Origin of the sequence: Bacillus sp. NP247 (genome assembly GCF_018966865.1) — a bacterium.
Lineage (GTDB): Bacteria > Bacillota > Bacilli > Bacillales > Bacillaceae_G > Bacillus_A.
Genome location: NZ_CP076653.1, coordinates 2,170,883 through 2,192,380, shown reverse-complemented (window position 1 = coordinate 2,192,380; position 21,498 = coordinate 2,170,883). Strand labels below are relative to the sequence as shown.

24 protein-coding genes, 1 pseudogene and 1 riboswitch are annotated in these 21,498 nt (G+C 37.1%); of the genes and pseudogenes, 24 read left to right on the top strand and 1 reads right to left on the bottom strand.

Annotation, left to right across the window (positions count from 1 at the left end):
- Positions 1 to 2 precede the first annotated feature (2 nt).
- The 7 genes and pseudogenes from KPL75_RS11705 (at position 3) to KPL75_RS11675 (ending at position 5,234) form a co-directional block, all read left to right on the top strand.
- Positions 3 to 560: a TetR/AcrR family transcriptional regulator gene (locus KPL75_RS11705; protein ID WP_219920757.1), complete on the top strand. Its 558-nt coding sequence runs from the start codon at positions 3 to 5 to the stop codon at positions 558 to 560.
- 98 nt (positions 561 to 658) lie between these two features.
- Entirely contained in the window at positions 659 to 1,225 is a 567-nt protein-coding gene (locus KPL75_RS11700; RefSeq protein WP_219920756.1) for a permease, read from the top strand.
- 464 nt (positions 1,226 to 1,689) lie between these two features.
- Positions 1,690 to 2,411 (top strand): annotated as a pseudogene (locus tag KPL75_RS11695) (lysostaphin resistance A-like protein).
- 143 nt (positions 2,412 to 2,554) lie between these two features.
- The gene (locus tag KPL75_RS11690; protein ID WP_001180552.1) at positions 2,555 to 2,740 is read left to right on the top strand and encodes a hypothetical protein; all 186 of its coding nucleotides are present in this window, start codon (positions 2,555 to 2,557) and stop codon (positions 2,738 to 2,740) included.
- A gap of 13 nt (positions 2,741 to 2,753) precedes the next feature.
- Positions 2,754 to 3,002 carry a spore coat protein gene (locus tag KPL75_RS11685; RefSeq protein WP_002034620.1) on the top strand — a complete coding sequence of 83 codons (249 nt, stop codon included), beginning with the start codon at positions 2,754 to 2,756 and terminating at the stop codon, positions 3,000 to 3,002.
- A gap of 245 nt (positions 3,003 to 3,247) precedes the next feature.
- Positions 3,248 to 4,198 carry an L-lactate dehydrogenase gene (locus tag KPL75_RS11680; protein WP_033717623.1) on the top strand — a complete coding sequence of 317 codons (951 nt, stop codon included), beginning with the start codon at positions 3,248 to 3,250 and terminating at the stop codon, positions 4,196 to 4,198.
- Between the two features lie 22 nt (positions 4,199 to 4,220).
- On the top strand, positions 4,221 to 5,234 hold the full coding sequence (locus KPL75_RS11675) for a PTS sugar transporter subunit IIC (RefSeq protein ID WP_002112681.1): 1,014 nt from the start codon (positions 4,221 to 4,223) through the stop codon (positions 5,232 to 5,234).
- Positions 5,235 to 5,291: 57 nt separating this feature from the next.
- On the opposite strand, the gene KPL75_RS11670 is transcribed toward KPL75_RS11675, so the two are convergent.
- Positions 5,292 to 5,939, bottom strand: a complete 648-nt coding sequence (locus KPL75_RS11670) for a phosphatase PAP2 family protein (protein WP_002145042.1) — start codon at positions 5,937 to 5,939, stop codon at positions 5,292 to 5,294.
- 144 nt (positions 5,940 to 6,083) lie between these two features.
- Between KPL75_RS11670 and KPL75_RS11665 the strand changes: the two genes are divergently transcribed.
- The 17 genes from KPL75_RS11665 to KPL75_RS11585 all read left to right on the top strand — a co-directional run bounded on the left by KPL75_RS11665 (position 6,084) and on the right by KPL75_RS11585 (position 21,460).
- Complete coding sequence (locus KPL75_RS11665; protein WP_219920755.1) at positions 6,084 to 6,614, top strand: hypothetical protein; 531 nt, start codon at positions 6,084 to 6,086, stop codon at positions 6,612 to 6,614.
- Between the two features lie 554 nt (positions 6,615 to 7,168).
- A complete protein-coding gene (locus KPL75_RS11660) occupies positions 7,169 to 7,534 on the top strand; it encodes an arsenate reductase family protein (RefSeq protein ID WP_002129756.1) in 366 nt (121 codons plus the stop codon).
- A 41-nt stretch (positions 7,535 to 7,575) separates the two neighbouring features.
- Complete coding sequence (gene gcvH / locus KPL75_RS11655) at positions 7,576 to 7,959, top strand: glycine cleavage system protein GcvH (RefSeq protein WP_000026895.1); 384 nt, start codon at positions 7,576 to 7,578, stop codon at positions 7,957 to 7,959.
- 697 nt (positions 7,960 to 8,656) lie between these two features.
- Entirely contained in the window at positions 8,657 to 9,001 is a 345-nt protein-coding gene (locus KPL75_RS11650) for a toprim domain-containing protein (protein WP_000640865.1), read from the top strand.
- A gap of 3 nt (positions 9,002 to 9,004) precedes the next feature.
- On the top strand, positions 9,005 to 9,313 hold the full coding sequence (locus tag KPL75_RS11645) for a thioredoxin family protein (RefSeq protein WP_002015940.1): 309 nt from the start codon (positions 9,005 to 9,007) through the stop codon (positions 9,311 to 9,313).
- Positions 9,314 to 9,465: 152 nt separating this feature from the next.
- Positions 9,466 to 9,810: a hypothetical protein gene (locus KPL75_RS11640; RefSeq protein WP_002068015.1), complete on the top strand. Its 345-nt coding sequence runs from the start codon at positions 9,466 to 9,468 to the stop codon at positions 9,808 to 9,810.
- 125 nt (positions 9,811 to 9,935) lie between these two features.
- Positions 9,936 to 10,043, top strand: a riboswitch (SAM riboswitch).
- Between the two features lie 310 nt (positions 10,044 to 10,353).
- Positions 10,354 to 11,379 (top strand): methionine ABC transporter ATP-binding protein, encoded by a 1,026-nt coding sequence (locus KPL75_RS11635; RefSeq protein ID WP_002068016.1) that lies wholly within the window; start codon positions 10,354 to 10,356, stop codon positions 11,377 to 11,379.
- Entirely contained in the window at positions 11,372 to 12,037 is a 666-nt protein-coding gene (locus KPL75_RS11630) for a methionine ABC transporter permease (protein ID WP_139265957.1), read from the top strand. The genes KPL75_RS11635 and KPL75_RS11630 overlap by 8 nt, the downstream gene beginning before the upstream one ends.
- A gap of 22 nt (positions 12,038 to 12,059) precedes the next feature.
- Positions 12,060 to 12,872, top strand: coding sequence for a methionine ABC transporter substrate-binding lipoprotein MetQ (gene metQ / locus KPL75_RS11625; RefSeq protein WP_219920754.1), 813 nt, complete (start codon positions 12,060 to 12,062; stop codon positions 12,870 to 12,872).
- A 74-nt stretch (positions 12,873 to 12,946) separates the two neighbouring features.
- The gene (gene metQ / locus KPL75_RS11620) at positions 12,947 to 13,753 is read left to right on the top strand and encodes a methionine ABC transporter substrate-binding lipoprotein MetQ (RefSeq protein WP_219920753.1); all 807 of its coding nucleotides are present in this window, start codon (positions 12,947 to 12,949) and stop codon (positions 13,751 to 13,753) included.
- Positions 13,754 to 13,990: 237 nt separating this feature from the next.
- Complete coding sequence (sufC, locus tag KPL75_RS11615; RefSeq protein ID WP_002112662.1) at positions 13,991 to 14,776, top strand: Fe-S cluster assembly ATPase SufC; 786 nt, start codon at positions 13,991 to 13,993, stop codon at positions 14,774 to 14,776.
- Positions 14,777 to 14,791: 15 nt separating this feature from the next.
- Positions 14,792 to 16,084 (top strand): Fe-S cluster assembly protein SufD, encoded by a 1,293-nt coding sequence (gene sufD / locus KPL75_RS11610; RefSeq protein WP_219920752.1) that lies wholly within the window; start codon positions 14,792 to 14,794, stop codon positions 16,082 to 16,084.
- Positions 16,084 to 17,304 (top strand): cysteine desulfurase SufS, encoded by a 1,221-nt coding sequence (gene sufS, locus KPL75_RS11605; RefSeq protein WP_219920751.1) that lies wholly within the window; start codon positions 16,084 to 16,086, stop codon positions 17,302 to 17,304. Before sufD ends, sufS begins: the two co-directional genes overlap by 1 nt.
- On the top strand, positions 17,294 to 17,725 hold the full coding sequence (gene sufU, locus KPL75_RS11600; protein ID WP_000009523.1) for a Fe-S cluster assembly sulfur transfer protein SufU: 432 nt from the start codon (positions 17,294 to 17,296) through the stop codon (positions 17,723 to 17,725). Before sufS ends, sufU begins: the two co-directional genes overlap by 11 nt.
- A gap of 48 nt (positions 17,726 to 17,773) precedes the next feature.
- Positions 17,774 to 19,171 carry a Fe-S cluster assembly protein SufB gene (gene sufB / locus KPL75_RS11595; protein ID WP_128281942.1) on the top strand — a complete coding sequence of 466 codons (1,398 nt, stop codon included), beginning with the start codon at positions 17,774 to 17,776 and terminating at the stop codon, positions 19,169 to 19,171.
- Positions 19,172 to 19,754: 583 nt separating this feature from the next.
- Positions 19,755 to 21,092, top strand: coding sequence for a bifunctional metallophosphatase/5'-nucleotidase (locus tag KPL75_RS11590; RefSeq protein ID WP_258237041.1), 1,338 nt, complete (start codon positions 19,755 to 19,757; stop codon positions 21,090 to 21,092).
- Between the two features lie 65 nt (positions 21,093 to 21,157).
- Entirely contained in the window at positions 21,158 to 21,460 is a 303-nt protein-coding gene (locus tag KPL75_RS11585) for a YunC family protein (protein ID WP_002112658.1), read from the top strand.
- Positions 21,461 to 21,498 lie beyond the last annotated feature (38 nt).

Below are 21,498 nucleotides of genomic sequence, written 5' to 3'. Positions count from 1 at the left end.
TTATGTCACCGAGAATCGGACTTACATTACAGAAAATCGTAGAAACAGCGGCAGAAATTGCAGATACAAATGGAATACAAGAAGTAACGTTAGCTTCATTAGCACAAAGGTTAGGGGTACGTTCGCCCTCGCTATATAATCATGTGAAAGGTTTACAAGATGTACGGAAAAATCTTGGTATTTACGGAATAAAACAGTTGCATAACAGACTGGAAGAAACGGTCGAGGGTAAACGTATGGATGAAGCAATTCATGCATTAGGAGAAGCGTACGTAGCATTCGTCCGCAAACATCCTGGACTGTATGAAGCAACCTTTTCACGAGACGAAGAAGTAAGAAAAGCAGGTGACGGAATTGTAAAGCTTTGTCTTCAGGTTTTACAACAGTACGGCTTAGAAGGAGAGAATGCACTTCATGCGACACGTGGATTCAGAAGTATTTGTCATGGATTTGCGTCGATTGAACAGCAAGGTGGATTTGGTTTGCCGCTAGATTTAGATACAAGTTTACATTTATTATTGGAAACGTTTATTAAAGGATTACATGTAATGAGAGATTGAATAAGAAGCGAGACAACATGAATTTGTTGCTGATCATGCTTTTTGTATAGTAGGCTGCGGTTTGCTGGAGACAAGATTACAAAAGGATGTGAAGTGAAATGTTTGCAGGACATTTTGGCTTAGCGGCAGTAGTGAAAACAAAGTCACCTAAACTACCACTTTGGGCTCTCATGTTAAGCACACAATTATTGGATGTCATTTTTTTACCGCTTTATGTTTTAGGAGTAGAGACAATTGAGCCTATTAATAGTAATGGTTATGGTGAAGCAATCATTCACGCAGATTATTCACATTCTTTAATAGGGGCATTGTTTATTGCCTTTGTTGCAGGAATAGTAGGTATGAGATTTTGGGGCAAACGGAGTGGCTTTGTTGTTGGGGCTGTAGTTTTTAGCCATTGGATTCTTGATTTACTTGTGCACCGCACTGACTTGCCGCTACTTCCAGGGAATTTCGGAGACTTACCTATGCTAGGTTTTGGGTTGTGGCGATTTCCGGCTATTAGTATCATATTGGAATGTATTCTTATTGCGGTGGGTGGCATATTATATTTCAGATTTACCGTTTCCAGTGCGGGCGAACAAAAGAAATTTATAGCAAGAGTAACCGGCGGATTGGTAGTTATATTATTAATTCTTTCGTTACTTATAAGTATGGCGTTTTGATTATGAATAGCCAGAAACCTTAGAAGCGATTCTAAGGTTTTTTAGTGCATATGATTCCAAAAGAACGGTAGGCTTTTTCTCATTAAATGATATTATCTTGCAGGTTTGAAAAATGTGTATATGGCTAAGGAAAAGCAAACGAAAATAAATGCGATAGGATCTTGATATGGATTAGGTTCAGAGCCCTTCTGGATTTCTGTAAGGAAGTCATGTGTTTTCATGTTCATTTCTCCTTTAATTAATAAGTTTTATATGATGCGAGGGTTATGGTGGATAGATAAGAAATTTTTGAAATTTCATCTAATAATTATTCTATAGTAATCTAATTCCAAAAACTATAGAATACAAAGCTTTCATGATATGTAAAATTGCATATTATTCTTTTTGAAATTTTTGTTATATTATCTATATATTTGTATTAAAGGGTTTTTGTTAAGGTAAATGAAAATAAATGGAGGAATAGTATGAGTAAAATAGTATTAGACGCGTATAATGCAGAAAGAGAAGTAGATAACATAACATAACATATAAAGATCTAGTTGTAATGATTGTAAGCATTCTAGGGTTCTCACTCTTAGGGGGATTATTCCTTGCTTTAGCCCTTGGAATTTTTGGAGAAGAGGCATTACGTGCTAATTTAGAGGGATATTATTTACTTCTATTTGATGCAGCTGTTGTTACTATTGTTTTATTTGCTTATAAACCAGTGCTTCATTTTATTAAGAACATTTGGGATGTATCTGTTTTAAAAAATGGGAAAACCTACTTGTATTTATTAATAGGTTTTATCGTCATTGCATTAACTCAGTATGCAATGTTAGAGTTGTTTAGCTTTGAAAGTGCAGAGCAGCAACGAAATCAATTAGGGGGAGAGACACTTCAAAATAGTTTGATACAAAGCATTATATATGTGCTAAGTGTTGCTATAATTACACCAATTAAAGAAGAAATTTTATATAGAGGTATTTTGTATCGATTTTTTGAAAAGAAATATAGTTTTCTAGTTGGTATCATTATTTCTTCCTTCATTTTTGGGATTCTTCATGGGGGTTTTCCGATTACGGCAATGATTATGGGGATTGTATTTGCTATGTTATATAAGAAGACACAATCTATTGTACCTAGTATCATTTTACATATTGTATGGAACCTACTTGTGAGTATAAGTATGATTGTCTCTTTATAAAATTGAATGAATATTTAGCGGAAAAGATGAATGGCCTAGCTATTCATCTTTTATTTTGTTTATATGTGGGAAAAGTTAATGAATACAATCCAAAAAAACCCAAATACTAATGACGAATGAAAAAAGAAAGGCGGGTATGTTCTATGCAAAATTTAACAGAGCTTGAAGTAGAAAACTTACGTCATTTGATTGGTGGACACGCAACAATTATTAACAAATTAGAACAGTATGCACAGGCTTGTACAGATCCACAGCTAAAGCAAATGCTACAAAAGGATGCGCAAGATGCACGAAATACGAAACAGCAATTAATGACTTTTTTAGGATAGGAGGAAGAGAAAAATGAATGAAAAAGATATGGTAAACGATTATTTAGCAGGGTTAAATTCAAGTTTAACAAGTTATGCAAATTATATTTCTCAGTCTGATAATGAACAGTTACATCAAACGTTAATTCAAATTCGTAATCAAGATGAATCTCGTCAACGTAATATGTATGAATACGCAAAGCAAAAAAGTTATTATAAGCCGGCAGCGCCTGCTAATCCAATGATTGTACAACAATTAAAAAGTCAATTAAGTGCGGAATAGCGCGATGAATGAAACGAGCGAATGGATTCGCTCGTTTTTATTTGGTATATGTCAATAAATACATAATAAATATTTTTCCAGTTGTAACAAATATGACGAAAATTGAATATAACAATTCGCAAAAAGGACAAAAACTTTGATCAACATTTCACAAAGTATCCATGGTTTCTATCGTGAGAACCTCTATAATTAGGAGTGTAAAGAACAAAAGAAATAGACTACATAATCAATTGGGAGAGATTGCTATGAATAGAAACACAAGAAAAATTGCAATTATCGGTACTGGATTAGTTGGATCAAGCTGTGCGTATTCCATTGTAAACCAAGGGATTTGCGAAGAGCTATTGTTAATTGATATAAATCATGAACGTGCAGTTGGAGAAGCGATGGATTTATCGCACTGCATTAACTTTACAAATACAAGAACAAAAGTATATGCAGGAAGTTATGAAGACTGCAAAGATATGGACATTGTTATTATTACAGCAGGACCAGCGCCGAAGCCTGGGCAAAGTCGTTTAGACACTTTAGGAGCAAGCGCTAAGATTATGGAAAGCATTGTTGGCGGCGTAATGGAAAGTGGATTTGATGGCATTTTCTTACTCGCATCGAACCCAGTTGACATTATTACATATCAAGTGTGGAAATTATCTGGTTTGCCAAGACATCGTGTACTTGGTACTGGTACATCACTAGATTCTTCTCGCTTAAGAACAATTTTATCTGAAATGTTACATGTAGACCCTCGTAGTATTCATGGGTATTCATTAGGAGAACATGGTGATTCTCAAATGGTTGCTTGGTCTCATGTAACTGTTGGTGGAAAACCAATTCTGCAAATTTTAGAGGAACAAAAAGAACGCTTAGGTGAAATAGATTTAGATGAAATTGTTGAGAAGACTGCAAAAGCTGGATGGGAAATTTATAAGCGCAAAGGAACTACTTATTACGGAATTGGAAATTCTTTAGCTTATATTGCGCGCTCAATTTTCAATGATGATCACCGTGTTATCGCTGTTTCAGCTATTTTAGATGGTGAATATGGCGAATACGATATTTGTACAGGAGTACCAGCAATTATTACTAGAGACGGTATAAGAGAAGTGGTAGAACTAAACTTATCAGAAGATGAAGAAAGCCGCTTTGCAAAATCAAACGATGTTTTACGCGATTATATGAAAACAGTTGGTTACTAAATTATAGGAGAAGGTGAAACAAATGAAGGAATATATAATGTCTCGTGTGTTTAAAGCTTCTGCCGGAATCGCACAGGGTATTTTCGTATCCCTCGGAATTGGTTTACTGATCGAAAATATAGGAAGAATTGTTGATATCCCATTACTTATTACAATCGGAGTTGTTGCAAAATCACTTATGGCACCAGCAATTGGAGCCGGGATTGCTTTTATGCTCGGTGCAAACGGACTCGTAATTTTCTCAGCGATGGTAGCTGGAGCAATTGGAGCTGGTTCAATTTCAATTACTGAAGCCGGTCTCATCATTAAAACAGGTGAACCAATCGGTGCATTATTAACAGCGACTTTAGCAGTTTATATTGGTAAACGATTAAGTGGAAAAACTGCTTTAGATATGATGCTCGTTCCATTTGCAGCAATATTAGGTTCTGGTTTAGTCGGTATTTGGTTAGCTCAAAATATTAGCCCAGTTTTAAATACAGTTGGAGCATTCATTAAAGATAGTTCAGCTGGTAGCCCATTTATCGCTTCTATCGTGATTGCTGTAGTTTGGGGACTATTACTTATCTCACCGGCCTCATCAGCTGCTTTAGCGATAGCACTTAGCTTAGATGGCGTTGCAGGCGGTGCAGCACTTGCAGGATGTGTTGCTCAATTTATCGGATTCTCTGTTATTTCAGCGAAAGAAAATAATTTAGGCGGCATATTAGCTCAAGCACTCTGTACTCCAAAAGTACAGTTGCCTAATATTACTAAAAATCCAATGATTCTCGTCCCAACTGTCGTCGCCAGTGCTATAGTAGGCCCAGTATCAGCATTAATTTTCCAACTGGAAGCAGGGAAAGAAATTGCAGGTCTTGGATTAAGCTCTCTTATCGCACCAATTAACTTAATTTCCAGCCAAGGATGGGAAGTTGTCCCAGCGATGATAATCACTTATATCATCATCCCAGTAGCTGTTTCTTATATACTTTATATTGCTCTTAAAAAAGCAGGTCGTATTCATTCTGGTGATATGACTGTACCGCAATCTTAATTTGAAAATCCCCTTAATATAGAGAAAAGCAGACTGAAGAAGCCACAGTCTGCTTTTTTACATTTTGTGATTTTGTTTTACTGGAACTGTTACTGTTTCTTTTGCTAATAATAGTTGAACACCGAAGTATAGTACGCTTGCAAGCGTCATTCCAGAAATGGCGTCTACAAATGCATGCTGCTTCGTAAATAGCGTTGATAAAATGATAAGTGTACCGAAGAAAGTAAGGATGTAATATTCCAAAGCATGCTGTTCTCTACGCTTAAAGGCAGCTAACATAATTACAAATGTCGTAAGGACATGAATGCTTGGGAAACAGTTTACTGGATGATCAATACTATAAATATAGCGGACTAGTTCAGAAAATACATCTGTTCCAACGACGGTTGGGCGTGGTACAGTTGTCTGCCAAAAAAAATAAATTGAAAAACAAGCAAGTTTTCCAAGAATTACACTACTTAAAGTGACATAATATTGCTTTCGATCAGCAAAACAGTAATAAATAAGTGCACCGTATAAGTATGGAAACCAAAGTAAGTAAGGAATAATAAATGCTTTCACAAATGGAATCCAATCATCTACTACAGTTGTGACATCTACTGCGTGAACAGTAGATTTATTTAATACATCGTAAAGGGGACTTACGAGTACGAGTAGAAGTATATAACTTAACGGAAGAAGAGATGAAAGTTTAAATTTCTTCATGATAATCTCCTATGTTTTAGTAATGTAAATAAATTCAATTGATTATAATATAGAAAATCCAATTGGGCTATCGATTTTACTTACATTTTCTTGAATTCACCTTACATTTTTGTCACTTGACTTAAAAGAGGGGGAGGGTGCTATATGAAGCGTGTATCTTATTTCTTAGTTTTTATATTGTTATGCCTAGTGGGGGCTGGGTGTGCAAAGGATAAAGAGGGAGAGAAATTAGAATATAACGGGAGAGCACTCGTAATTGGAGTTGTTGGAGAAAAGCCGAAAGATACGTTTAGAAATATAAAGTTTGAAAAAGTGAAGTTAGAGGAACTGACAAAGAAATCTAAGGAAGTAGATGGTTTTTTAATAATGAAAGAGTACTTTCAAGAAGCCTCAACAGAGCAGTATAAAGAGTTATTTTCATCGTTAAAGAAACCGGTGTTTTTTATAGGTTTACAAGATAAATCATATTCAATTTTTATTACAAAAGATATAGAGTATAACAGCGCACGAAAAGATGTAAATGCTATGTATACGCAAGGTTTTGCGAATATCGGAAGTGGCGAAGGGCAACAATGGGGAATTGGTTTATCAAATGGTGGAAATACAGAAGGAAGTATTCATAATATGTATATCGTAGTATTTCAAACAATTGCGGATTATTTGAATAGATCGTGAGAAGCCTTTATATAGAAGGCTTCTTATTTTTATGTAAGGTATACGTTTGGTAAGGATGGAAGTATTAATTTGAAAGAATAAGGAATTAATCAAACGTTTGTTGAAGATATATGTTCGGTATGAAAGAATCTACGTATTCCAAAGGCTGAGGTAGAAAAATAGGAAATTAATCAAACGTTTGTTTAAGGTGTATGTTCGGTAAGAAAGAAGTGATGTAACTCAAAGGGAAAGAAGAAAAATATGAAATTAAACAAACGTTTGTTTAAGGTATATGTTCGGTATGAAAGAATCTACGTATTCCAAAGGCTGAGGTAGAAAAATAGGAAATTAATCAAACGTTTGTTTAAGAGATATGTTCGGTGTGGGATGAGAAAAAAGTTTTTAAAAAATTATATATTTAATTTTTCTTAATAAATGGCGGAAAAATAAGAAAAATTAGCAGGATTATTAAAAATTATAACGAAATAAGTAAAAGTTTAGCGAATAATCGTTTGAAATAATAAAATGTTTTCTATATGATAAAGGTAAAGGTTAGTAAAAAAGTAGGTGAATTTATGACAGTAACATTTTATTCATATCCAAAGTGTGGCACATGTCAAAAAGCAAAGAAATGGTTTGAGGCAAACGATGTAGCATATGAGATGATTCATATTGTTGAAAATCCACCGTCAAAAGAAGATTTACGTAATTTACATGAGAAAAGTGAATTACCATTAAAAAAATTCTTTAATACAAGTGGAATGCGTTACCGCGAACTTGGTTTAAAAGATAAGTTAAAGGATGCAAGCGAAGACGAAATGTACGAGCTTTTAGCATCTGATGGCATGTTAATTAAACGTCCAATTGTAACAGATGGAACGAGTGTAACACTTGGTTTTAACGAAGAGCAGTTTGAAAGTGTGTGGAAAAAGTACCAATAAGGTATTTTTACATAATTAATACATTCACTGGAGGTACAGTCATGAGCATTCCAAATAATTTACGTTACTCTGAAGAACACGAATGGGTAAAAACAGAAGGTAATGCGGTTGTTATCGGTATTACTCATTTTGCGCAAGGTGAGTTAGGCGATATCGTATTCGTTGAACTTCCTGAAGTAGGTGCAACAATCCAAGCTGACGAGCCATTCGGAAGCGTAGAATCTGTTAAAACAGTTTCTGAATTATACGCACCTGTAAGTGGTAAAGTTGTAGCAGTAAACGAAGAATTAAGTGACCAACCAGAACTAGTTAACGAATCTCCATACGAGGGTGCATGGATGGTTAAAGTTGAACTTTCTGATGCAAGCCAAGTTGAGAAGTTATTAACTGCAGAAAAATATGCAGAAATGACAAACCAAGACTAATTATAGTCGAAGAACAAGGACAGCCTTTGTGCTGTCCTTTTTTATTTTGTGTACATAACGAATTTAAAAACATATATATTAATTATCATGTAGGAGAACGTTTTTGAAAAAACTTTTTTCGTTGTCCAGCTCCAGCGGCTAGATTGTTCGGTGGCTTCGCGTCTTCCTACGAGGCAAAAAGCGCCTCTACGTCAGAAGCTCCATCCCCCTCACAATCTGAGCGAGCGCTTGTGCTTTTCGTTGTCCAGCTCCAGCGGCTAGAACAGTCGGTCATTTCACTCCTGAACTTGAGGCAAAAGGCGCCTCTAGTTCAGGAGTTCCAATGCCCTCCTGTTCTGAGCGAGCCGCTTGTGCTTTTCATTGTCTAGCTCCACCTCCTAGCCCTTCATGTCTAAGAACCTTCCGCACGAGAAGACAAAAAGCGTCTTCTGTGCGAAAGAACCTTAGCCAACAGGGCTAAACAGTCGGTTCCGCTTTTCTTAATTGTCCAGCTCCAGCGGCTAGATTGTTCGGTGGCTTCGCGTCTTCCTACGAGGCAAAAAGCGCCTCTATGTCAGAAGCTCCATCCCCCTCACAATCTGAGCGAGCCGCTTGTGCTTTTCTTTTGTAAAAATAAACAGGAAACAACATGAAAATAACGAATATACTATATACTAAGTTAAAGGTTGTATAGTATATGGTGATCGGGTGATGACGTATGATTTATGTGGAAAAAGTCATTATTGTAGAAGGTAAATCGGATAGAAGAAAGATTGAATCTATTATTCGTGAACCAGTGGAAATTGTTTGTACAAATGGTACAATTGGTTTGTCGAAAATGGATGAGCTCATTGATCAATTTTTTGATAAGGACGTATATGTGCTAGTGGATGCTGATGATGCAGGGGAAAAGTTAAGGAAACAATTCCGAAAAGAATTTCCGCAAGCAGAGCATATTTATATTGATCGCTCGTATCGCGAGGTGGCGACTGCACCTTCTTCACATTTAGCAAATGTATTATGGGGAGCTGACATTGACGTTTATACAGAATATTTACGGTAAGGAATGATAGAAGTGATTGATTGGACAGGTGCCGAAGCTACAGCCCTAATAGGAAATGAAGAAAAAACAGTGTTATATGTGTATACACCAATGTGTGGAACATGCCAATTAGCAAAGAAGATGTTAACGGTCGTTGAGATGACGATTGAAGATTTGAAAATTGGGATGTTAGATTTAAATTATGCCCCGCATTTAGCGAAAGAGTATGGGATAGAAAGTGTACCGTGTTTACTTATTTTTGAAAATGGGACACTGATGAAGAAAATATATGCATTTCATTCGGTTGAATATTTATATACGGAATTAAAGTAGGCGGCAAAGTTTTTGCCGCCTCGACATATTTCTTGGGAAATATGTCGACATGCGTGATAGATACAGTATTTGTCGAGCGAAAGTAACAGGATTGCGCTTTAATAAGAGGGAATGGTATGTAATAGAAAGTGATATGAGGGATGTGATTTAGGATGAAATTATATTCTTTGCTTCAATCATTTGTAAATTACGCTAATGGTCAATATCATTTAGAACCGCTTTTAAGGCAAGGAGAAAGAACTGTTAATTTTCGTTTTGGAGATGAATGCTGTTCGTTACAAATTTCAAGAGATTATATAGAACTTTTGAAAGAGGCGAGAGGAACGGAACAAATCGTTTGTTTAGAGGAAGAGGATGTACAAAAATTAGTGACTGGAAATATGAGGTTGCAAACGTTAATGAGTGATGGACGGGTACAATATTCTGGAACGTATCGCACGATGTTATTAGTTGAATCGATGTTTCATATATGTAAACCGATGTCAGTCGGAGCTTAAAATTCTGAAGTTTCTTTTTTTGCGAAAATTTCTGTTGACACAGCGTGTGGATATTGATACAATTCAATTCATAAAATATAGACAATTTCATAAATTTTAAATCAGACGAAAATTTAATCTGATTTCTCTTATTAAGAGAGGTGGAGGGACTGTGCCCTGTGAAGCCCGGCAACCGTCAACTTATGTTGAAATGGTGCCAATTCCTGCAAAGCAAATGCTTTGAGAGATGAGAGAGAGGGATAATGTTGTTATATACGCATATAAACCTTTCTGCTTCTCTAGAAGCGGAAAGGTTTTTTGTTGTTTGAATGCGGAGGACATTCAAATAATAAGAGGAGCTATACCGATGGACTACACGCATCAGAAATAAAAAAATTGTGGAGTCTATCCAAAACTTTTAAGAAATCCAGCTCCAGCGGCTAGAACAGTCGGTCGTTTCATCCCTTCCTATGAGGCAAAAAGCGCCTCTACGTCTGGGATTCCAACGCCCTTTTGTTCTAAACGAGCCGCTTGCGCTTTTTATTTAAAAAAGGGGTGAACATCATGATTCTATTAGAGAATGTAAAGAAGATATATAAGGCAAAAAGCGGTGATGTCACTGCTGTAGATAACGCCAACTTACAAATAGAGAAAGGCGAAATATTTGGTGTTATCGGATATAGTGGCGCTGGGAAAAGTTCTTTAATCAGATTGTTTAATCAGTTAGAGAAACCAACTTCTGGCCAAATTACAATTGCGAATCGTGTCATTTCAGCGATTACTGGAAATGAACTTCGTAAGGCAAGACAAGAAATCGGAATGATTTTTCAGCATTTCAACTTACTTTGGTCAAGAACTGTGCGTGAAAATATCGCATTCCCACTTGAAATTGCAGGTGTCGATAAGGCGGAGAGAAGAAAACGTGTCGATGAGTTAATTCATCTTGTTGGATTAGAGGGAAGAGGAGACGCGTACCCATCTCAGCTAAGTGGTGGGCAAAAGCAGCGCGTTGGGATTGCAAGAGCGCTAGCAAATAATCCACAAGTACTTTTATGTGATGAAGCAACGTCAGCTCTTGATCCAGAAACGACGGATCAAATTTTAGATTTATTATTAGACATTAATAAGCGTCTCAACTTAACAATTGTATTAATTACACATGAGATGCACGTGATTCGGAAGATTTGTAATCGAGTGGCGGTAATGGAGAAAGGGAAGATTGTAGAAACAGGTCCAGTACTTGACGTATTCCGTAATCCGCAGCAAGACATTACAAAACGATTTGTACAGCAGTTAACGGATTCTGAAGATACAAATGAAACGATTGAAAGTTTAATTGAAAAATACCCAGATGGAAAAGTAGTTCGCTTGCAGTTTGTCGGTGAGGCTGTAGAAAGACCAGTACTTCAAAGATTAATGCAACGCAGCGATATAGAAGTTAGCATTTTGCAAGGAAATATCGCACAAACGAATAACGGTTCTTACGGAAGTTTAGTCGTTCATTTAAATGGTGAGGAAACAGCGATCCAGCAAGCGATAGAAGGAATTCATCAAGATCAAGTAGAGCTGGAGGTGATTGCACATGGATAAGTTAATCGCAAATATTGATTGGAATCAAATGTTAGAAGCAACTGGTGAAACGTTATATATGACGGCAATCGCAGCGCTTGCCACATTTGTGTTAGGACTTATTTTAGGACTATTACTCTTTATGACAGCGAAAGATAATTTATGGGAAAATAAAGCGATTAATACGGTGATTGGAGCATTCGTAAACATTTTCCGTTCTATACCGTTCATCATTTTAATTATTTTATTAATCCCATTCACAAAAATCCTTCTTGGAACAATTCTTGGAGCGAGTGCAGCACTGCCAGCTTTAATTATTGGCGCAGCACCGTTTTACGCGAGAATGGTTGAAATCGCACTTCGTGAAATTGATAAAGGTGTAATTGAAGCTTCAAAAGCAATGGGAGCAAAAACAAGCACAATTATTTTGAAAGTGTTAATTCCAGAATCGTTACCAGCGTTAGTATCTGGTATTACGGTTACGACAATTGCTTTAGTAGGCTATACAGCAATGGCAGGTGTTGTTGGTGCTGGTGGTCTTGGAACACTTGCTTACTTAGAAGGATTCCAGCGTGGAAATAACGATGTAACAATCGTTGCGACAATTTGTGTATTACTCGTTGTATTTTTAATTCAGTGGATTGGTGATAGTGTAACGACTCGAATAGATAAAAGATAGTGAAAACAGGGGGATATTTCAAATGAAAAAATTATTACTTACAGCACTTATTTCAACTTCAATTTTTGGGTTAGCTGCTTGTGGCGGGAAAGATAAAGATGAAGAGAAACTAGTTGTTGGTGCTTCTAACGTACCGCACGCTGAAATTTTAGAAAAGGCAAAACCGTTACTTGAGAAAAAAGGAATTGAGTTAGAAATTAAAAAATTCCAAGACTACGTGTTACCGAATAAATCGTTAGCAGATAAAGAATTAGATGCTAACTACTTCCAGCACATTCCGTATTTAGAAAAAGAAATTAAAGATAAGAAATATGATTTTGAAATAGCAGGAAAAGTTCATTTAGAACCGATTGGTGTGTATTCTCAAAAATATAAAAGCTTAAAAGAACTTCCAGACGGGGCGACAATTATTATGAGTAATTCTGTTACTGATCATGGTCGTGGTTTAGCAATTTTACAAAAAGAAGGCATTTTAAAAATTAAAGACGGAGTAGAGCCAGTTAAAGCAACTCCAAAAGATATTGCAGATAATCCGAAAAACTTAAAATTCAAAACGGATATTGAGCCTGGTTTATTACCACAAGTGTATAACAATAAAGAAGGCGATGCTGTTTTAATTAACTCTAACTATGCGATTGATGCGAAATTAAACCCAGAAAAAGATGCAATTGCAATTGAAGGTAGTGATTCTCCATATGCTAACATCGTAGCAGTTCGTAAAGGCGATAAAGATAAAAAAGAGATTAAAGCTCTTGTAGAAGTGCTGCATTCTAAAGAAATTGAAGATTTTATTAATAAAGAATATAAAGGGGCAGTTGTTCCTGTAAAAGAATAATCGTTTGAAGAAGGGCTGGTGTATGCCGGTTCTTTTTTCTAACTACATAACTATAGGGGAGAAGGGGACATCATATGAAAAAGATTATACTGTCAGTTGTTACAGCGCTGTCTGTATTTACATTAGCCGCTTGCGGGGGGAAAGAGGAGAATAAGCTTGTCGTTGGAGCTTCTAACGTGCCGCACGCTGTTATTTTAGAGAAGGCACAGCCGATATTAGAGAAAAAAGGTATTAAATTAGAGATTAAAAAATTCCAGGACTATGTTCTGCCGAATAAAGCTTTAGCGGATAAAGAAATTGATGCGAACTACTTCCAACACATTCCTTATTTAGATAAAGAGATTCAAGAAAAAGGATATAAAATTGTAAATGCAGGAAAAATTCATTTAGAGCCAATGGGCATTTATTCTAAGAAATATAAAAGCTTAAAAGATCTTCCTGATGGAGGAACGGTTATTATGAGTAATAACGTAGCTGAGCGTGGCCGTATGTTAGCGTTGTTACAAAAAGGCGGCGTTATTAAACTAAAAGATGGTGTTGATATCGTTAAAGCAACAGTGAAAGATGTTGTGGAAAACCCAAAAAATTTAAAGTTTAAAACAGATGTGGAGCCTGGCCTTTCACCGAAGCTGTATGAAAACAATGAAGGCGATGCTTTGTTCATTAATTCAAACTATGCAATTGATGCAAAATTAAATCCGAAAAGGGATGCAATTGCAATTGAAGGATCAGACTCTCCATATGCAAATATTATTGCAGTTCGTAAAGGTGACGAGAAGAAAAAAGAAATTAAAGAGTTAGTAGAAGTGCTACATTCAAAAGAAATTCAAGATTTTATTAATAAAGAATATAAAGGCGCTGTACTTCCTGTGAATGAATAGGTGATGGAAAGGACTGGGGATTAACCAGTCCTTTTTTCTTTATATATATAAGAAGAAAGGTGTATCATAAGAGGATGTAAAGGAAATACTTATATACATTTGTGAAAAAATTGTTACATTTTCTTAGTGTTTGCGATATCATTTTATTTGATATAAGATTAGAATGAGAATAAAATGAGAATATGAACGTTTTAGTAATTTTTAAAATGTATATATAGGATTAATGGAGGTATTGAGATGGCTGGTTCTACATTAACGGTTAAAGACTTACACGTATCAATCGACGGCAAAGAAATTTTAAAGGGTGTAAACCTTGAAGTAAAAGGTGGAGAAATCCACGCAATTATGGGACCTAACGGAACAGGTAAATCAACTTTATCTTCTGCGATTATGGGTCACCCAAAGTATGAAGTAACAGAAGGTAGCATCATCATCGACGGTGAAGATGTATTAGAAATGGAAGTAGATGAGCGCGCACAAGCAGGTCTATTCCTAGCAATGCAATATCCAAGTGAAATTAGCGGAGTAACAAACGCTGACTTCTTACGTTCTGCAATTAATGCACGTCGTGAAGAAGGCGAAGAAATTTCTCTTATGAAATTTATCCGTACATTAGATAAAAACATGGAATTCCTAGAAATGGATCCAGAAATGGCACAACGTTACTTAAACGAAGGTTTCTCTGGCGGTGAGAAAAAACGTAATGAGATTCTTCAATTAATGATGATCGAGCCGAAAATTGCAATCTTAGATGAAATCGACTCAGGTCTTGATATCGATGCATTAAAAGTTGTATCTAAAGGTATTAACCAAATGCGCGGCGAAGATTTCGGTTGCCTAATGATTACGCATTACCAACGTTTATTAAACTACATCACTCCAGACTTCGTTCACGTTATGATGAACGGTCGTATCGTTAAATCTGGTGGCCCTGAGCTTGCACAACGTCTAGAAGCTGAAGGTTACGACTGGATTAAAAAAGAATTAGGTATTGAAGACGAAACAGCAGAGCAAGAAGCGTAAGAGAGGAGCATAAACATGACAATCGGTACATTACCTTTCGATCAAGAAACAATCCGTCAGCGCGCAAGCGAAGTAAACGAAGCTGCTTGGTTGACTGAGTTCCGCTTACAAGCTCTTGCACAAGCAACTGAACTTCCAATGCCAACGCCTGATAAAACGAAAATTGACAAATGGGACTTTATCGGAAAAGGCGACGCTGCTAAGCAAGAGCCTGTAAGTTCTTTAACAGAGCTTCCAGAAGCAGTGAAAAACTTAATCGATGAAAATAACAGCGTATTAGTACAACGTACTGGTACAACTGCGTTCGTTTCTTTAGCAGACGAAGCGAAAGAAAAAGGTGTTATTTTTACAGATATCGTAACAGCTGCAACAGAGCATGCTGAACTATTACAAAAGTATTTAATGAAAGACGGCGTGAAAGTAGACGAGCATCGTCTAACTGCACTTCATGCTGCATTAATCAACGGCGGTGCATTCGTATATGTTCCGAAAAACGTTGTTCTTGAAACTCCACTTCAAGCTGTATACTTAGTAGACGGCGAAGAAGCTAACGTATATAACCACGTATTATTCGTAGCTGATGCGAACAGTACTGCAACTTATGTAGAAAACTACGTTGCAAATGAAAATGCTAAAGGTATTGCAAATATCGTAGCAGAAGTAATCGTGGAACAAGGCGCACAAGTGAAATTCGGTGCGGTTGATCTATTAGCAAAAGACGTAACAACTTACGTTAACCGCCGCGGCACGGTTGGACGCGACGGCCGTATTGATTGGGCTCTAGGCCTTATGAATGACGGAAATACAATCTCAGAGAACGTTACGAACTTAATGGGCGACGGTTCATATGCTGATACGAAAACAGTAACAATTGGCCGTGGTAACCAAACACAAAACTTTACAACTAAAGTTGTTCACTTCGGTAAACACTCTGAAGGTTGGATTTTAAAACACGGTGTACAAAAAGATAGTGCAACATCTATCTTTAATGGAATTGGTAAGATTGAACACGGTGCATCTAAATCAAATGCACAACAATCTTCTCGCGTTCTTATGTTAGACGAGAAAGCTCGCGGGGATGCAAACCCAATTCTTTTAATCGATGAAGATGATGTAATGGCAGGTCACGCAGCTTCAGTAGGCCGCGTAGATCCGTACCAATTATACTACTTGATGAGCCGTGGTATTCCAAAACGCGAAGCAGAACGTTTAGTCATCCATGGATTCTTAGCACCTGTAGTAAATGAGCTTCAAATTGAAGGAGTAAAAGCACAGCTTGTTGATGTAATTGAAAGGAAAGTTCGCTAATGAATATTCATGAAATACGCAAACAGTTTCCAATTCTTGATCAAAAAGTGAACGGCAAACAACTTGTTTATTTCGATAGTGCAGCAACTTCTCAAAAACCAATTCAAGTCATTGAAACGTTAGAACGTTACTATAAAGAATATAATTCTAACGTGCATCGCGGTGTTCATACGCTCGGTACGAAAGCTACCGACGCGTATGAAGGTGCACGTGAGAAAGTTCGCAAGTTTATTAATGCGAAATCAATGGAAGAGATTATTTTCACGCGCGGAACGACAACTGCATTAAATACAGTAGCAGCTAGCTATGGTCTTGATAATGTAAAAGAAGGCGATGAAATCGTCATCTCTTACATGGAGCACCATAGTAACATCATTCCGTGGCAACAAGTTGCGAAGAAAACTGGTGCAACTTTAAAATACCTTCCGCTTCAACTAGACGGTACAATTTCTATTGAAGATGTTCGTCAAACAGTTACACCGAATACAAAAATCGTTTCTATTATGCACGTGTCAAACGTACTTGGAACGATTAACCCTGTAAAAGAAATCGGAGCAATCGCACACGAAAACGGTGCAATCATGATCGTTGATGGAGCACAAAGTGCACCTCATATGAAAGTGGATGTACAAGATTTAAACTGTGATTTCTACGCATTATCTGCTCATAAGATGTGCGGACCAACAGGTGTCGGCGTATTATATGGTAAGAAAGAATTGCTAAATAATATGGAACCAATTGAATTTGGTGGTGAAATGATTGATTTCGTAGACTTACAAGAGTCTACTTGGAAAGAGCTTCCGTGGAAGTTCGAAGCAGGTACACCGATTATCGGTAATGCAATCGGACTTGGTGCGGCAATTGATTTCCTAGAAGAAATCGGTCTTCATAATATTGAAAAGCATGAACATGAATTAGCGCAATACGCTTTAGAAAGACTATCAGAAGTAGATGGCGTTACAATTTATGGTCCAAAGCATCGCGCTGGTCTAGTTACATTTAATATTGAAGACGTACATCCTCACGATGTAGCAACAGTATTAGATGTAGAAGGCATTGCGGTTCGCGCAGGACACCACTGTGCACAACCGCTTATGAAGTGGCTAAAAGCTTCTTCAACAGCACGTGCGAGCTTCTATTTATATAATACAAAAGAAGAAATTGATACATTTGTTGAATCGCTAATCAAGACAAAGGAGTATTTCACAAATGTCATTTAATAATTTAGATACGTTATATCGTCAAGTTATTATGGATCATTATAAAAATCCTCGTAACCATGGCGTATTAGAAGATAGTGTTACCGTTAACTTGAACAATCCAACTTGCGGTGATCGTATTCAACTTACGATGAAAGTAGAAGAGGGTATTGTACAAGAAGCGAAGTTTGAAGGCGAAGGATGTTCAATTTCAATGTCTTCAGCTTCAATGATGACACAAGCAGTAAAAGGAAAGAAAATTGAAGAAGCACTTCAGCTTTCTAAAATTTTCTCTGACATGATGCTAGGAAAAGAGTATGATGACAGCATTGATTTAGGAGATATTGAAGCATTACAAGGCGTATGCAAGTTCCCGGCACGTATTAAATGTGCAACATTAGCGTGGAAAGCGTTAGAAAAGGGCTTAAACGAAGATAAGTAATGTTAAAGGTTCCTAAAAACGAGGTTATATAAGGAGGGACACACCAACATGGCGAAGCAACTGCCAGATATCGGCGATTATAAATATGGTTTCAAGGATAAAGACGTTTCGATTTTCCGTGCTGGACGCGGTTTAACAAAAGAAATCGTTGAAGAGATTTCACGTATGAAAGAAGAACCACAGTGGATGTTAGACTTCCGTTTAAAATCACTGGATAAGTTCTATGAAATGCCAATGCCACAATGGGGCGGCGACTTAAACGACTTAGATTTTGATGAAATTACGTACTACGTAAAACCATCTGAGAAATCTGAGAAGTCTTGGGATGAAGTACCTGAGGAAATCAAAGCGACATTTGATAAATTAGGTATTCCTGAAGCTGAGCAAAAATATTTAGCTGGTGTATCTGCACAGTACGAATCTGAAGTTGTATACCACAACATGAAAGAAGACCTAGAAGATTTAGGAATCGTCTTCAAAGATACAGATAGCGCATTAAAAGAGAACGAAGATATTTTCCGTGAGCATTTCGGAAAAGTAATCCCACCAACAGACAACAAATTCTCTGCATTAAACTCTGCAGTTTGGTCTGGTGGATCATTCATCTACGTTCCAAAAGGTATTAAAGTTGATACACCACTTCAAGCGTATTTCCGTATTAACTCTGAAAATATGGGACAATTCGAGCGTACGCTTATCATCGTGGACGAAGGCGCACATGTACACTACGTAGAAGGTTGTACAGCACCTGTTTACACAACTAACTCACTTCACAGTGCGGTAGTAGAAATCATCATTAAGAAAGATGCATATTGCCGTTATACAACAATCCAAAACTGGGCGAACAACGTATACAACCTAGTTACAAAACGTGCGGTTTGTGAAGAAAACGCAACGATGGAATGGATTGACGGTAACATCGGATCTAAATTAACGATGAAATACCCAGCAGTTATCTTAAAAGGCGAAGGCGCTCGTGGTTTAACATTATCTATCGCGATTGCTGGTAAAGGCCAACACCAAGATGCTGGTGCGAAAATGATTCACTTAGCACCAAACACATCTTCAACAATCGTTTCTAAATCGATTGCGAAGCATGGTGGTAAAGTAACTTACCGTGGTATCGTACAATTCGGACCAAAAGCGAAAAACTCTCGTTCTAACATCGAGTGTGACACGTTAATCATGGATAACCAATCTACATCGGATACAATTCCTTATAACGAAATCAAAAACGATTACGTTTCACTTGAGCACGAAGCGAAAGTATCTAAAGTATCAGAAGAACAATTATTCTACCTAATGAGCCGCGGTATTTCTGAGCAAGAAGCTACAGAAATGATCGTAATGGGCTTCATCGAGCCATTCACTCGCGAACTTCCAATGGAATACGCAGTTGAAATGAACCGTCTAATCAAGTTTGAGATGGAAGGTTCTATTGGGTAATATGTAGAATGAAGGAAGCGCCCTGCATAGCAGGGCGCTTTTTTATGTTGTGTGTAATTGCCGTTGGCGAATACACAGGTGGGTGCTTAATAAAATTTATCGGCGAGTATTCAAATATATCGACCACAACTCGGAATATATCGGCGATTATTTCAATATATCAACGATTCGACAAGGAATATCGATTTGTCGACAAAGTAAGACAAAAGAAATCCCTCATATACCCCTCAACATTCAAATACGAGAGGAGCACCTAGTAAGTAAGGCAAAGATACTGACAAATCCCCCCCACCAACTAGAATCATTTTCACAGAAGAAATCCCTCAAACTAATCAATAGACTAGAAAAAGTAATGTGAAGTTTTCCATAATAAAAGGGCAATCTTTGGCTTTTTCTTATAATGTGAGTACAATGTAGAATAGCAAGAAAAGACGAAAAGTATTTACAGGATTATTGCGTACGTATAGCGTAAATGGCAGTAAGGAACTGAGAGGAGGTTTTTTCTCTGAATATAAATAAAGAAACAATCATCCACCTTTATCATACAAACGATATACATAGTCATTTTGAAAATTGGCCGCAAATTTCTCGGTTTGTACGAGGGGAGAAAAAGCGAAGACAGGAAGCGGGAGAGACTGTTTTAACTGTGGATATTGGCGATCATGTGGATCGTTTTCATAGTATTTCGGAAGCGACAAATGGACTTGGGAATACAAAATTATTAAATGAGGCGTTATATGATTATGTAACGATCGGAAATAATGAAGGAATTACGTTAGCGAAAGAGCATTTGAATCGTCTATATGATGATGCTGGTTTTGAGGTGCTCGTAGCGAATTTATTTGAAAAAGAAGGTGTACGTCCGGCATGGGCGCAGCCTTATAAGTTACATACGACAACAGATGGGGTTACGATTGCCTTTATTGGATTAACGGTAGCTTATCCAGAGTTTTATCATATGTTAGATTGGCATATTGAAGATCCAATCATCCATTTAGAGTCTATTTTAGAAGAAGTTAAGGATACAGCTCATATTACGGTTGTGCTTTCTCATCTTGGAAAAAGTATGGATGAGTATATGGCGGAGCATTATGATATAGATGTTATTTTAGGGGCACATACGCATCATTTATTTGAGCGCGGTGTTCTTGTAAACGATACGTTGCTTTGTTGTTGTGAAAAATGGGGACATTACGTCGGTCACGTTCAGCTTACTGTGGATAAAGAGACGAAGAAGCTGTTGAAAAAGGACGGTAGAGCGATTAAGACAGAACGTTTAGGTGCTTATAGCGAACCGTTATCCACAATTGAAGTGTTGCAGGAAGAAAGTAAACATATTATGGCAGAGCCTGTCGTTCATTTAAAAGAAGCATTACCGGTCGATTGGTTTCATGAGACATCATTTTCGTACATGTTAGCAAATGCGCTGAAAACGTGGTGCGGTGCAGAGATTGGAATGGTAAACGCTGGTGTACTTCTTGAAGGGTTAGAAGAAGGTGTTGTGACGCGCGGAGATATTCACAGAATTTGTCCACATCCAATTAATCCGTGTCTATTAAAAGTACCGGGGAAAACGTTAAGAGAAGTTATTTTGAAAGCGCGCCGTCCGAATATGGAGAATCTTGAGGTGAAAGGATTCGGGTTCCGAGGAAAAGTAATGGGGAAAATGATTTACGCTGGTGTAGAAGTCATTCCAGATATGATTCCAGGGAATAAAATTTTGCTAGAAGATGTATTGATTAACGGGGAATCGCTGGAATTAGACCGTATATATACGGTAGGAACAATTGATATGTTTACATTCGGATACTTATACCCAGAGCTATCCACACTTTCTGACAAACAATATTATATGCCAGAACTACTTAGAGATGTGTTAACAGACGTGTTGATAACTCATACATCTTCCGTCAAACTATAGGCTAGTTAACTTGTAACACTCATTTTTCTCTTTTCATACAGATAAGAAAGAGAGGAGTGTGAACTATGGTTAATGTGGAGCCGATTATAATTGATAACTATACGTTTATTGCGGTTAGCGTCAAACTTCCAAAAACAAATTTGCTAGCTGTAATGAGCGATAAAGGATATATTATGTGCGGTGCTTTAGATGTAGGTCTTCTAAATGAGAAGTTAGGTGATCGAGGAATTATTGCTGGCCGTGCGGTTGGTGTAAGAACGATTGAACAACTTCTTGAAGCACCGCTGGAATCAGTAACGATTGAAGCCGAAGCTTTAGGGATTCCAGTAGGCACAATCGGAAAAGATGCACTATTAAAAATGAGATAAGCATATATCGTCCCTCTTTCTTGCATAGAAATAGTATA

Excerpts from the sequence above, each read along its gene's own strand:
- KPL75_RS11705 (WP_219920757.1), top strand. The coding sequence starts at position 3 with ATGTCACCGAGAATCGGACTTACATTACAGAAAATCGTAGAAACAGCG.
- KPL75_RS11700 (WP_219920756.1), top strand. The coding sequence starts at position 659 with ATGTTTGCAGGACATTTTGGCTTAGCGGCAGTAGTGAAAACAAAGTCA.
- KPL75_RS11690 (WP_001180552.1), top strand. The coding sequence starts at position 2,555 with ATGCAAAATTTAACAGAGCTTGAAGTAGAAAACTTACGTCATTTGATT.
- KPL75_RS11685 (WP_002034620.1), top strand. The coding sequence starts at position 2,754 with ATGAATGAAAAAGATATGGTAAACGATTATTTAGCAGGGTTAAATTCA.
- KPL75_RS11680 (WP_033717623.1), top strand. The coding sequence starts at position 3,248 with ATGAATAGAAACACAAGAAAAATTGCAATTATCGGTACTGGATTAGTT.
- KPL75_RS11675 (WP_002112681.1), top strand. The coding sequence starts at position 4,221 with ATGAAGGAATATATAATGTCTCGTGTGTTTAAAGCTTCTGCCGGAATC.
- KPL75_RS11670 (WP_002145042.1), bottom strand. The coding sequence starts at position 5,939 with ATGAAGAAATTTAAACTTTCATCTCTTCTTCCGTTAAGTTATATACTT.
- KPL75_RS11665 (WP_219920755.1), top strand. The coding sequence starts at position 6,084 with ATGAAGCGTGTATCTTATTTCTTAGTTTTTATATTGTTATGCCTAGTG.
- KPL75_RS11660 (WP_002129756.1), top strand. The coding sequence starts at position 7,169 with ATGACAGTAACATTTTATTCATATCCAAAGTGTGGCACATGTCAAAAA.
- gcvH (WP_000026895.1), top strand. The coding sequence starts at position 7,576 with ATGAGCATTCCAAATAATTTACGTTACTCTGAAGAACACGAATGGGTA.
- KPL75_RS11650 (WP_000640865.1), top strand. The coding sequence starts at position 8,657 with ATGATTTATGTGGAAAAAGTCATTATTGTAGAAGGTAAATCGGATAGA.
- KPL75_RS11645 (WP_002015940.1), top strand. The coding sequence starts at position 9,005 with ATGATAGAAGTGATTGATTGGACAGGTGCCGAAGCTACAGCCCTAATA.
- KPL75_RS11640 (WP_002068015.1), top strand. The coding sequence starts at position 9,466 with ATGAAATTATATTCTTTGCTTCAATCATTTGTAAATTACGCTAATGGT.
- KPL75_RS11635 (WP_002068016.1), top strand. The coding sequence starts at position 10,354 with ATGATTCTATTAGAGAATGTAAAGAAGATATATAAGGCAAAAAGCGGT.
- KPL75_RS11630 (WP_139265957.1), top strand. The coding sequence starts at position 11,372 with ATGGATAAGTTAATCGCAAATATTGATTGGAATCAAATGTTAGAAGCA.
- metQ (WP_219920754.1), top strand. The coding sequence starts at position 12,060 with ATGAAAAAATTATTACTTACAGCACTTATTTCAACTTCAATTTTTGGG.
- metQ (WP_219920753.1), top strand. The coding sequence starts at position 12,947 with ATGAAAAAGATTATACTGTCAGTTGTTACAGCGCTGTCTGTATTTACA.
- sufC (WP_002112662.1), top strand. The coding sequence starts at position 13,991 with ATGGCTGGTTCTACATTAACGGTTAAAGACTTACACGTATCAATCGAC.
- sufD (WP_219920752.1), top strand. The coding sequence starts at position 14,792 with ATGACAATCGGTACATTACCTTTCGATCAAGAAACAATCCGTCAGCGC.
- sufS (WP_219920751.1), top strand. The coding sequence starts at position 16,084 with ATGAATATTCATGAAATACGCAAACAGTTTCCAATTCTTGATCAAAAA.
- sufU (WP_000009523.1), top strand. The coding sequence starts at position 17,294 with ATGTCATTTAATAATTTAGATACGTTATATCGTCAAGTTATTATGGAT.
- sufB (WP_128281942.1), top strand. The coding sequence starts at position 17,774 with ATGGCGAAGCAACTGCCAGATATCGGCGATTATAAATATGGTTTCAAG.
- KPL75_RS11585 (WP_002112658.1), top strand. The coding sequence starts at position 21,158 with ATGGTTAATGTGGAGCCGATTATAATTGATAACTATACGTTTATTGCG.